Origin of the sequence: Sorangium sp. So ce1014, from assembly GCF_051521505.1 — a bacterium.
Taxonomy (GTDB): Bacteria; Myxococcota_A; Polyangia; order Polyangiales; family Polyangiaceae; genus Sorangium.
Genome location: NZ_CP150356.1, coordinates 12417904 through 12430282 on the forward strand (window position 1 = coordinate 12417904; position 12379 = coordinate 12430282).

A 12379-nucleotide genomic window follows, 5' to 3' on the forward strand; every position below is an offset into this window, starting at 1 on the left:
GCGGCAAGGGACACGCGCGCTGCGAGCCCCGGCGCGCTCCCGCCAGGAGGAGCGTTACCAATGAGCCCCGACGCGTTCGTCAAGCGCGGATTCGTATTCATCCTGGGAGGGATGGTCGCGGTCTCCGCGTATTATCAAGCCTCCGGGGTATCTCACCTCATCGCCCACCAGATCGCGCGGGACGGCGCCCCTCCCGCTCCCCGGGCGACAGCGCTCGTCGAGGAGCCGCTCTCCGAGGACCCCTCGCCGAGCGCGGCGCCGATCCTGGAGCGCAATCCGTTCGACTCGATCACAGGGCCGCTCGTGCCCCGGCCGAGCGAGGCGCTCGCCGGGCAGGCGGCGCTCTCCAGCCTCGACCCCTACCTCGCGCCTCCTTGCGACACAGGCCGCGTCGTGCTGATCGCGGTGTCCGAGGACCCGGAATGGTCGTTCGCGGCCGTCGAGGCGGAAGGCGGACGCACGGCGCTCGGGCGGCGCGGCGGGCAGATCGCCGGCAGAAAGGTCGAGCACATCGCCTGGGACCGGGTGTGGATGACGTCGGGGGGCGCGCGCTGCCAGATGCAGCTCGGCAAGAAGGGCGACAATGACGGCAAGAAGGCGCCCGAGTCGCAGCCCAGGGCGCCGGAGCCGCCCCGCGAGCGCCCGTCCCGCGCGTCCGGCAGGAGCGACGTCCCGCCCGAGATCGCCTCGCGCATGAAGCGCGTGAGCGAGACGGAGTTCGACATCGATCGATCGGCCGCCGCGAAGATCTTCGAGAATCCTGAGATCGTGACGAACACCTCGGCGGCGATCCCGGAGATGCGGGACAACCAGGTGGTCGGGCTGAAGATGCATATCAAGCCCGGCTCGGTGCTCGAGTCATTCGGGCTGCAGAGCGGCGATCTCGTGAAGTCGATCAACAGCATCGACCTGACCGACCCGCAGAAGGCCATGATGGCCTACACGCGCATGCAGTCCGACAAGAGCCTGTCCGTCGTCGTCGAGCGCGACGGCCGCCCGGTGAGGCTCAAGGTCAACATCCGCTGACGCGAGGTGGCGGCCAGGTCCCCGGCGACAGCGTCGCGGTCGTGCCGACCGCGATGGCGCGATGGCGCGATCGCGCCGTCGCGGCGGGAGGCTAGGCGCGTCGGGGCAAGCCTGCTCTACTGGGCGCCACGAGACGCGCCTTGCCGGCAACATCCTTTTCATCGAGACGATCGCTCGCGACGCCATCACCCCTCTTCGCAGCCGCGCTGCTCCTCGGCGGCTGCGGGGCGGAGCCGGAGGACACCTCGGCCGCGGCGCTGCGCCTGCGCTTCCCGGCGCACGCGGACGCCGTGCTGTCGGCGCGCGAGGCGTTCGCGCCGGCGGCGGGCGGGTTCCGGCTGGCGGCGACCGAGCCGGGCGGGGCCTGGGTCCGGGCTGCGCGGCCGGAGGTGGAGCTGCCCCGCGACGGGAGCGGCGTGATCCGGTTCCGCCTCGCGGGCGGCGGGGAGATCCGGGTGAGGGAGCTCGGCGCCGCGGGCGAGGGCGCGGTGGCCGAGCGCGCGGTGAGCTACCGGCGCGCGGGCGGGACGTCGTTCTGGACGGCGACCGAGGGGGGCGTGGAAGAGTGGCTGCTGCTCGAGGCGGGCGTCGCGCAGGGCGGCGAGGTGGTGGCGGCGTGGGAGGTGGAGGGGGCGCTGCTGCGCGAGCGCGGCGCGGCGGTGGAGCTCGTGGACGAGGAGAGCGGGGCGCCTGTGCTGCGCGTGACGGCGCCGCGCGCCCATGCGGCCTCGGGGCGGGCTGTCGCGCCGGCGCTCCGGGTGCGCGGCGCGCGCATCGAGCTGTCGGTCGACGTGGGCGACGCGGGCGGCGAGGCGGTGCTCGTGGATCCCGCGTGGGAGCCGGCGGGCCGAATGAACGTTGCACCCAGGAATTGGCACACCGCGACGCGGCTGCTGAACGGCAAGGTCCTGCTGGCGGGAGGTCACGACTGGGGCGCCGCTTTCGCCAGCGCGGAGCTGTATGACCCGACAGACGACACCTGGAGCCTCGTGAGCCCGATGCCCGTAGGGCGCTTCTTTCACACCGCGACGCTGTTGCAGGACGGCGAGGTCCTCGTGGTCGGGGGTCGGGACGAGTACGGCATCCTCTCCACGGTCGAGGGAGTCGAGAGGGGGCCGGTCGACACCGTGCTCTACGACCCCATGACCGACGCGTGGACGTCCAGAGCATCCATGACCACGTCACGGATGTATCACACCGCGACGCTGCTGCGGGACGGCAAGGTCCTCGTGGCGGGCGGAGGGACGATATCCAGCACTCTTTCCGGCGCGGAGCTGTACGACCCGGAGACCGACACCTGGACCCCCGCGGCATCGATGAGCACCGCTCGCAGTGACCATGCTGCGGCGCTCTTGCTGTCGAGCGGTAAGGTCCTCGTGGCAGGAGGGTCGCCCGGGAGAGACGCTTCTCTCCGCAACGCGGAGCTGTACGACCCGGTGACCGACACCTGGACGCTCACGGGTTCGATGACCGGAGGCGGCGGACGCCCCGTGACCATGGCGCAGCTGCACAACGGCGAGATCCTCGTGGTGAGCTCTGGGGGAGCGCAGCGGTACGATCCGGCAGCTGGCACCTGGTCCCCCACGCGCCGGATGAACGGGAGTCACGGCCTGTTCAGCGCGACGATGTTGTATAATGGCAAGGTCCTGGTTGTGGGGGAGCCCTTCAACGTGGGCGACGGGTCCGTGGGGAACGCGGAGCTGTACGACCCGGAGACCGACACCTGGACCCCCACGGCACCCACGAACGCCACGTACAGGGATCACTCCGCGACACGGTTGCTGAACGGCGACGTGCTGCTGGTCGGCGCTTCGGTGTATCCGGAGCGGTACCCGATCCTCGGCACCGAGTGCGCGTCGGACGCCGATTGCGGGCTCTCCGCCTGCGTCGACGGCGTCTGCTGCGAATCGCGGTGCTCCGAGCCCTGCCACACGTGCGCCCTGCGCTCATCACTCGGCCGCTGCGTCCTGCAGCCGAAGGGCCGGGATGCTCGCGGTGAATGTGCGCTCGAGGGCTGTGATGGATCGTGCGACGGGCTCGGCGCCTGCTCCGCCGTGCCCAAGGGCGACGTGTGCGCTCTGGCGCAGTGCAGCGACGAGACGCACAGCATGAGGCCTGTCCTCTGCCTCGCCGATGGGGCCAGCTGCGCGGGCCTGAGCAGCGAGGCCAGGGAGGTCGTGGCCTGCGCGCCCTACCATTGCGATCAGGCCGGCGGCACCTGCAAGGTCACGTGCAGCTCGCTGCAGGACTGCGTGCCAGGCCATGCATGCGACTTTTCCGGCCATTGCGTGCGTCCGTCGCCGCCCGCTGCGAACGCGGGTTGCAGCGCCGGGCCAGCCGTCGCGGCGGCGGGCGCCGTACGGGGCGGCCTCGGCGCGGTGGTCCTCGCGCTCCTCGCCGTCGCGCAGCGGAGAGCCTCGGGGTCCCGGGGGAGACCGACGCCACGGGGGGAGGACTCCTGATGTCCCCGCGCGGCCTACTCAGGTGCGTCCTGCGGCGCTTGACCCTGCTGCTCTGGGTCTCCGCATCCCTCTCCGGCTGCAGCGCCGAGCCGGCGCCGCCTGCGTCCGGCGCCGCCCTGCACCGCCAGTTCCCGGACCAGGCAGCCGCCGTGCTCGAGGCACGCGCGGCGTTCGTCGGCGGCGAGGAGGGGTTTCATCTGGGCCCGGCAGAGGTGAGCGGGAGACCGTCGCGGCCTCACGTGGTGCTGCCCCGGGAGGGCAGCGAGCCCATCCGGTTCCGTATGCCGGAAGGGGTCGAGGTGCGGGTGCGAGAGCTCGGCGCCTCGGGGGAGGGCACCCCGGTGGGGCAGGCCGTGGCCTACCGGCGGAGCGGGGGGACGTCGTTCTGGTCCGCGACCGATCACGGCGTGGAGGAGTGGCTGCTGCTCGACGAAGGCATCGCGCGCGGCGAGGTGGTCGCGGCGTGGCAGGTGGAGGGCGTGACGCTGCGCACGCGCGGCGATGCGGTGGAGCTCGTCGAGGCGGGAAGGGGGGCTGCCGTGCTGCGCGTCTCTGCGCCGCGGGCCTATGCGGCCTCGGGGCGGCCTGTCGCCATGGCGCTCAGGGCGCGGGGCTCGCGCATCGAGCTCTCGGTGGACGCGGGCGGCGAGGCGGTGCTCGTCGACCCGGAGTGGGTGCTGACCGCCGGCGCGATGAACGTTGCGCGGAGCGATCATACTGCGACGCTGTTGCCGAACGGCCTCGTCCTCGTGGCGGGCGGCTGGGACATCCGCCTCGGTGAAGAGACGACCCTCACGTTCGACAGCGCGGAGCTGTACGACCCGGCGGCCGACACCTGGAGCTTCACGGGGAGCATGAAGCACGCGCGCGGCGGGCACACGGCGACGCTGCTGGCGAGCGGCGAGGTCCTCGTGGCCGGCGGCGAGCAGGCTGGTTTCCAGGATCGTGGCCTCGTTCTCGAGAGCGCGGAGCTGTATGACCCGAAGACCGGCGCATGGACAGACGCGACGCCAATGCATCGCGCGCGCGTCGCGCACACGGCGACGCTGCTCTCGAGCGGCAAGGTCCTCGGGGTGGGGGGCGACCAGGGCGACATCGATCCCGAGAGCGCGGAGCTGTACGACCCCGAGACCGACCGGTGGGAGCTCACGGCTCCGATGAACTACGCGCACGTTGAGCACGGGGCGACGCTGCTCTCGAGCGGCAAGGTCCTCGTGGCAGGCGGATATTACGTTTCCAACGCGTTCGCCGCCGCGGAGCTGTACGACCCCGCGGCCGACCTGTGGGAGGTCACGGCTTCGATGGACCAGGCGCGCGCCAATTTCACGATGACGTTGCTGCCGAATGGCGAGGTCCTGGTGGCGGGCGGCCGCCAGGGTGCTTCCACCGAGTTCGCGAGCGCGGAGCGATACGATCCGGAGACCGGCCGCTGGACGCCCACGAGGACGATGAACCGCGCGCGGCAGGGCCACACCGCGACGCTGCTACCAGCCGGCATGGTCCTCGTGGCGGGCGGTTACGGCGAGCGCATCTTCAATAGAAGCGCGGAGCGGTACGACCCGGCGATCGACACGTGGTCATTCACGAGCTCAATGAGCTACGCGCGCAGCGGGCATACCGCCACGCGGTTGTCGAACGGCGAGGTGCTGGTGGCAGGGGGAGCGCACACTGAGGCCGCGCTCGCCAAGGCCGAGCGGTTCGGCTTGGCTCGGGGGGAGCCATGCACCGCTGGGTCCGCTTGTTTATCCCCCGACGTCTGCGTCGACGGGATCTGCTGCGATGCGCCCTGTCCCTGCGGTACCTGCAGCGCCCAGGGAGCTGAGGGGTACTGCAGCGAGGCAGGCACCCCGGCGAAGGTCGGCACGATCTGCGCGCCGGCCGCATGCGTGGACGCGACCAGCGGCGTCGAGCCGGCGCGGTGCACCCTGGCGTCGTCCGCGTGCCCCGAGGCGGAGAAGTTCGAGTGCATCGCTTATCGCTGCGATTCCGGGCGCGGCGCCTGCCGGCAGAGCTGCGCCTCGCTCGACGACTGCGTGCCGGGCTTCGTCTGCAACCTGCGAGGCCACTGCGTCTCGCCCCCACCCGCGCCGGGCGCCGCGGCCGGCTGCAGCGCCGGGCCGGGCAGGGTCGCCCCCGTCGCGGGGTGCGCCACAGGTGTGCTGTTCCTCGCGCTCGTCGCCGCGCGCCGGCGGCGTCGCCGCGCCGCCGGCGCGTTCTTCACCCTCTTCGCTCTCGCCGCCGTCTTCGGCGCGGAGGCCACCGCGCTCGCTCAGCCGGCCGCGCCTCCGACCTCCTCCGCGGCGCCTCCCGCGGCGCCTCCCGCGGCGCCTCCCGCGGCGCCTCCCGCGGCGCCGTCCGCAGCCGCGCCTCCCGCGGCGCCGTCCGCAGCCGCGCCTCCCGCGGCGCCGTCCGCCGCCGCGCCTCTCGCGGCGCCGTCCGCCGCCGCGCCGCTCCCGGACGCCGCGGATGCCCCGCCCGTCGACGATCCCATCGCCGAGGCGCGCGCCCACTTCGAGCGTGGCCACGAGCGGTACCGCCAGGGGGCCTGGGAGGCGGCGCTCGCCGAGTTCCTCGCGTCGCGGCAGCTCTATCCGACCTGGAGCGCCACCTCGAGCGCGGCGCTGTGCCTCCAGCAGCTCCGCCGCTACGACGAGGCGCTCGCGCTCTTCGAGATCCTGCTCCGCGACTTCTCGCAGCGGCTGCCGGTGGACACCAGGAACGCCGCGCAGCAGGCCGTCGTGCGGCTGCGCGGGCTGGTCGGCACCGTCGACGTCGCGGACGCCGAGATCGGCGCCTCGATCCTTGTCGACGGCCAGCACCGCGGCGACTATCCGCTGCCCGCCCCGCTGCGCGTCGGCGCGGGCAGCCACGTGGTCCGCGTCTACAAGGAGGGCTTCGAGCCGTTCGAGACCCGCGTCGACGTCGCCGGAGGGCAGGTGGTCCGCATCCTGTCGCGCCTCCAGAAGCTCGTGGAGTCGGGGCGCCTGCGCGTCACGGAGCAGAGGGGCGAGGCGCTCGACGTGCTCGTCGACGGCTACACCGTCGGCAAGACGCCGTGGGAGGGGCCGCTCTCGCCCGGCCGGCACACGGTGGAGCTGCGCGGCGCGGGGGATCTCGGGACCATGCCCGCCTCCGTGCTCATCCGGCTGAAGCAGACGACGCCCCTCGCCCTGCGCGCCGAGGAGCTGAGCGCGACGCTCCGGATCGAGCCCACGCCGGTGTGCGCGAGCGTCACCGTCGACGGCGTGCCGCTCGGCAGCGGCATCTGGGAGGGGCGCCTGAGCCCCGGCCGGCACCGGATCGAGGTCGCCGCGGGCGGCTTCGTCACCGCGCGGCGCGAGGCGATCCTCGCCCGCGACGCGCGCGTGGTCGTCCCCGTCGTGCTCGAGCGCGTGGCGCTCGGGCGCCCGCCGGGGCGGTTCCTCGTCGAGCTCGACGCGGCCCCGGCGTTCCTGCCGACGTTCGGTGGCGGCGCCGCGGGCCAGTGCAGGGGGTCCTGCTCGCTGGGCGTCGGCGCAGGCGGACTCGGCGCGGTCCACGCGGGCTACGAGCTCCGGTCCGGCTTCGGCTTCGGCGTGACGAGCGGCTATCTCCAGGTGCACCAGACCGTGACCGCCCGGCGCACGGCGCTGGAGATCCAGGATCGCCTGCCGGAGAGCTCCGGCGAGGCCGACGATGCCCTCGCGCTCCGCGGTTTTCTGGCGGGCGGCTGGGCCGGCCTGTCGCTCGGCGACCGCCACCGCTTCTCGGCGCGGCTCGGCGCCGGTGCCCTGCTCGGCACGGTGCGCGACGAGCGCAGCGGCACGTTCACCTCCAGCAGCAGCGTGGAATTCCATATCGATTCGGTCGAGGCGCAGGCCCCCGCGAGGTTCTTCGTGATGTCGCCTGAGCTGCGCGGCGGCCTGCGCCTCGGCGATCACCTCGAGGTGACGGCCGGCCTCGCGGCGGCGGTCCTGGTCCGGCTGAAGGAGCCCGTGTGGACCAACCCCCCGGAGGGCGTCTACGGCAGGATCGACGACGAGCGCGGGTTCTTCGCCAGGTTCGAAGAGGAGCCGCTCGCCGGCGAGGTGATGGTCGTCATCGCGCCCAAGATCGGCGTGCGTTACACGTTCTGACACGCTGCGCGCGGCCGGCCGGCACCCGGTCAGACCCCGGCGCGTGAGAATGCAAAGATCCAACGGTGGAGCGCGGGTGCTCCGGATTCGCGGGTCGAGGTAGCATCTGGATTGAGACCCCGACTACATCTTCTAGAGGAAACCTTTCTTGTGGACGGCAAGACCTTGAGCGGCAGGTACACCCTGGTCCGGCTCCTCGGCCGAGGAGGGATGGGGGCTGTCTACGAGGCCAACGACGCGGAGCAGGGTCGCCGCGTCGCCGTGAAGATCATGAACACGGACATCGTCCGCAGCCGGTCTGCGCTGGAGCGGTTCGAGCGCGAGGCGAGGGCCGCGGGCGCCATCCAGACCGAGCACATCGTCCGCGTGCTCGACACGGGCGCGGATCCGGAGACGGGCTCGCCGTTCCTGGTGATGGAGCTCCTCCGCGGCGAGGATCTCGCGCAGCTCGTCTCGCGCCTCGGCCCGCTGCCCCCGCGGCTCGCGCTCCGGATCGTGGCGCAGGCCTGCGTCGGCCTGCAGAAGGCGCACGACGCCGGCGTCGTGCACCGCGACATCAAGCCCGCCAACCTGTTCCTCGCGCGGCGCGAGGAGGGCGCCGGGCTCATCGTGAAGCTGCTCGACTTCGGCATCGCCAAGATCAAGCTGGCCCACGAGCCGCGCCGGGATACGACGGGGCTCACCCGGTCCGGGAGCATGATCGGGACGCCCCGCTACATGTCCCCGGAGCAGGCGCGGGGCATCAAGGACATCGATCACCGGACCGACATCTGGGCGCTCGGGATCGTGCTCTATCACTCGCTCGCGGGGCGCACGCCGACCGAGGACATCGAGGCCTTCGGCGATCTCATCGCCACCCTGGTCGCCGAGTTGCCGGCGCCCGTCCAGGCGTTCGCGCCGTGGGTCACGCCCGAGATCGCCGCGATCGTCGACGGCGCGCTCCAGTACCAGCCCGTCGCCCGGTATCCGTGCGCGTCGGTGATGCTCGACGCGATCAGGCCGCTCCTCGGGGACGACCCGCTCTCGCTCGACGAGGGCATGCTGGTCCCGCTCTCGCCGTCGGAGCGCCGGACGGTCGCGCCGAGGCTCAGGCTCCGGGCGGGCCCGCGCGTGCACCGGCGGGGCAGCCCTGCGGTCGCGGCGCCGAGGAGCCCCGCGGAGCGCTGGAGAGACCCGTCGAGCGACGGCGCGACGGCGCCTGCGCTCGAGACGGACGAGGCGCCGCGGGTGAGCCAGGGGGCGCCTGCGCCGCGGCGTCGCTGGATCAAGGCGCACGTCGCGGTCGCCGCGCTGCTCGTGGCGGGCTTCGGCTGGGTCGTGACGCACCGTGAGGGCGCCCGGGCGAGCGCGGCCATGACCGGCATGCACCTCGTCTCCCGCGAGGTCACGACGGCGCTCTCCGCCGTCCAGCGCGCGGCGCCCTCGGCGGCCCTGCGCGCGCCCGTCCAGCACCGGGTCGAGCTGGCGATCGTCCCCGCGGACGCCTCGGTGGAGGTCGACGGGGTGCCCGCGCCCCTGAAGGACGGCACGGTCGAGCTCGCGGGCGCGCTCGGGAGCCTCCACAAGGTGCGTGTCTTCAAGGGCAGATCCGAGATCGAGCGCGACGTTTCCATCACCGAGGCGGGCTCGCTCCCCCCGAAGCTGGAGCTGCCGTCTCCCCGGAAGCGCGCTCCGGCGAGGAGACTCCGGCCCGCGGCGACGGTGAGGTCGGCCCCTGCCGCCGCACCCGCCCGCGCGCCGAGCGTTGCGCCGACCGGCGCGCCGAGCGCCGCATCCGCCGCCGCGATCGCGCACGATCCGCTCATGCCCCCGCGCTTCATCGAGTAGCGGGCGAGCTACGCGGATATCCTCGGCGGCATCACGGCGGCGCCGGCGCCGTCCCGGGAGCGGAGCGACAGAACGGAAGGGGCGCTGGCCCGTCTGACCGAGCACCCGCTCGGTCCGCGGGGAGGGAGAAGATCATGGGCGAGCTCGGAATGGCGTGGGCGAAGCGTGCGCTCCTCGGCGGCGCGTTGCTGCTGGGGCTCTCGGCGGGAGGGAGCGCGTGTAGCCCCAGGGGGTCGTCCGAAGCACCGGCGCCCTCCGGGCCGTCTCCGGCGACGGCGTCGCTGGAGACCTCGGAGGCGCAGCGCGGGGAGCCGGCGGCGAGGGACAAGCTCGAGGCGGCGCGGGCGCCCGCCGCGCCCGGGGACGTCGAGAGGCTCCGGAAGGGGGTCGCTGGCACCGGCGGCCTGCCGCCGCCCGCCGCCGCCCCCACCGCCGCGGCGGGAGGGAGCGAGGGCGCGGCGGGGGGCGCGGCCCGCGAGGCTGCCCTCGACCCGAACGGCCGCTTCGCCACCACGTACCGCCCCGGCGGCGGACACCTCGCGGCGTTCGAGTCGGCCGTCGCGCGCGGCATCATCCCGGCCGGCGAGCGCGAGCTCGTGAGCGACGTCGGCGCCCGGTACGCGCCCGCGATCGACGTCCCGAAGGGCGTGACGCTCGCCCTGCGCACCGACCTCGAGCGCGCGAAGGTCCCGCCGGGCGGCGGCCCGGTGCACGTGCGCGTCGCGCTCCGCTCCACGGCGCAGGCGCCCGCGGCGCGGCCGCACCTGTCGGTGCACCTCGTGCTCGACGTGAGCGGCTCCATGAAGGGCGAGCCGATGGCGCGGGCGCGCGACGCGGCGCAGGCGCTCGTCGACAAGCTCGACGCGAACGACGACTTCTCGCTGGTCACCTTCTCGAGCGACGCCGCGGTGACAATCCCCGACGGGCCCGTCGGGGCCCGGCGCACGGCGATCAAGGCCACGATCGCCGGCATCACCGAGGGCGGCGGGACCAACATCGGCCGCGGCCTGGAGCTCGGCTACGCGCAGGCCGCCCGGCCGGGCATCTCCGACGGCGCCGTGAAGGTCGTGCTGCTGCTCTCCGACGGGCGCGCGAACGCCGGGATCACGAGCTCGGAGCGGCTGTCCAGGCTCGCGCTCGACGCCTTCCAGGGCGGCGTCCAGACGAGCACCTTCGGGCTCGGCGCCGACTACGACGGCGCGCTCATGAGCGGCATCGCGAGCGACGGGGCCGGCGGGTACTACTACCTGCGCGACCCGGATCAGATCGCCCCGGCGCTCGCGACCGAGCTCGACAAGCGGCTCGATCCGGTCGCGACCGCGGTCGAGCTCCGGGTGCGGCTGAAGCCGGACGTGAAGCTGCTCCAGGTCTACGGGTCGCGCCGGCTGAGCGACGCCGAGGCGGCGCGCGTGCGGGCGATCGAGGTGGCCGCGGACGCGCAGGCGCAGAGGCGGGATCGCATCTCGAAGGATCGCGAGGACGACGCCGAGGGCGGGATGCGGTTCTTCATCCCGGCGTTCTCGCGCGACGACGGCCACGCGCTGCTCCTCAAGCTCGGCTTGCCCGCCGGCGCGGATGCGCGGACCCTTGCGTCGATCGAGCTCAAGTACAAGGATCGGGTCGCGAAGAAGAACGTCGTCGACGAGGCGCCGCTCCGGGTCGCGGTTGCGACCGGCGACGCCGACAGCGCCGCGAGCGTCGATCCGTCGGTCGCCCGGACGATCCAGGGCTTCGCCGCCGGCGAGACCCTGTCCGAGGCTGCCCGGCAGATCGCGCTCGGCGATCGCACCCGCGCCGCCGCGCTGCTCTCCGAGCGGGAGGGCATCCTGCGCGCCGCGGCCGGCGCGCTCGGCGAGCCGCTGTTCCTGAAGGACGCCGACCGCCTCGCGCGCCTCCGCAGCCACACGGGCGCCGCGGGCGGCCTGGGCGAGCCGCTGGTGCTCGCGATGCTCCTCGAGACCGCCTCGCGGGCGCACCTCCGCTGAGGGCTGGGCGCATGGCCACGATGTCTCGAGCGCGGCGAGCCACCGGCACCTTGGAGGTGCGGACATGACGCAGACCTTCCCTCTCCGGCGCGACCGCGCGGCGCAGCACGTCGACGTGGCGCCGGGCGGCGAGATCGTCCTTCGCGGCAAGCTCGTTTGCTCGACGGACGCCTCGGTCATCGACGCGGCGACGACGACCTGGCCCGCGGGGGCGCCCGGCGGCGCCTCGGTCGACAGCGGCGGGCTTGTCGACTTCGCGCAGGGCGGCTTTCACGTGACGAGCCGCGACCCTGTGAGCCACGAGGTCCACGCCATCGCGACCGGCGATCCGGCGCCCGCGTGCGCGCTCGCGGGCGTGGAGGCGCCGTGCCTGCCGCTGCGGCTGCTGCCGCTCGCGCGCACGCGGCTCCAGACGGCGCAGGAGCTGAGCGGCTGTCTCCACGGGGGCATCACCGTCGAGGTGCCGGACGCGCTGGTCCCGCCCGTCCCGCCCGCGGTCGCGCCTTACGTGCAGGGCGCCGCCGTGCTCCTCGGGCTCGGCGTGCTCGCCTCGGTGGGGTGGGCGGTGCATCGCCGGCGCGCCCGCTCGCCGTTCGGCCAGCTGATCGAGCTCGCGAACCGCACGCGGGCCAAGCTGAAGGCTGCGGACCCGGTCGTGGCCGCGCCGCTCGTGCCGGCTGTGGAGGCCGCGCTGGGCGCGCTGAAGCGGCGGCGTGTGGACGCCGCCTCGACCGAGGGCAAGCGGGTCGCGGAGGTGCTGCGGCGGGTGGAGCTGCGCCTCGACGCGTCGGCCGTGGAGGCGCGCGCCGACAGGGAGCAGCAGGCGGCGGACGAGCTCGTCCGCGAGATCGAGAGCGCGCTCGAGGCGGTCGACGAGGTGAACGGCGCGCGGCGCGGGGGTGCCTGAGGAGGAAGGCAGACATGCCGGCGCCCCCGCCCCGGGGCGGGCGGCATGCCGTGAGCT

6 protein-coding genes are annotated in these 12379 nt (G+C 73.9%); all 6 read left to right on the forward strand.

Features of this window, described 5'->3' with window-relative positions; translation table 11 throughout:
* The first annotated feature begins 60 nt into the window (after positions 1 to 60).
* Positions 61 to 1026: a type II secretion system protein GspC gene (gspC, locus tag WME75_RS46740; protein WP_437485020.1), complete on the forward strand. Its 966-nt coding sequence runs from the start codon at positions 61 to 63 to the stop codon at positions 1024 to 1026.
* Between the two features lie 140 nt (positions 1027 to 1166).
* Positions 1167 to 3488 (forward strand): kelch repeat-containing protein, encoded by a 2322-nt coding sequence (locus WME75_RS46745; protein ID WP_437485022.1) that lies wholly within the window; start codon positions 1167 to 1169, stop codon positions 3486 to 3488.
* Between the two features lie 38 nt (positions 3489 to 3526).
* On the forward strand, positions 3527 to 7603 hold the full coding sequence (locus tag WME75_RS46750; protein ID WP_437485025.1) for a kelch repeat-containing protein: 4077 nt from the start codon (positions 3527 to 3529) through the stop codon (positions 7601 to 7603).
* Positions 7604 to 7753: 150 nt separating this feature from the next.
* Entirely contained in the window at positions 7754 to 9430 is a 1677-nt protein-coding gene (locus WME75_RS46755) for a serine/threonine-protein kinase (protein WP_437485027.1), read from the forward strand.
* Between the two features lie 134 nt (positions 9431 to 9564).
* Positions 9565 to 11415: a vWA domain-containing protein gene (locus WME75_RS46760; protein ID WP_437485029.1), complete on the forward strand. Its 1851-nt coding sequence runs from the start codon at positions 9565 to 9567 to the stop codon at positions 11413 to 11415.
* Between the two features lie 64 nt (positions 11416 to 11479).
* Positions 11480 to 12322, forward strand: coding sequence for a hypothetical protein (locus WME75_RS46765; protein WP_437485031.1), 843 nt, complete (start codon positions 11480 to 11482; stop codon positions 12320 to 12322).
* Positions 12323 to 12379 lie beyond the last annotated feature (57 nt).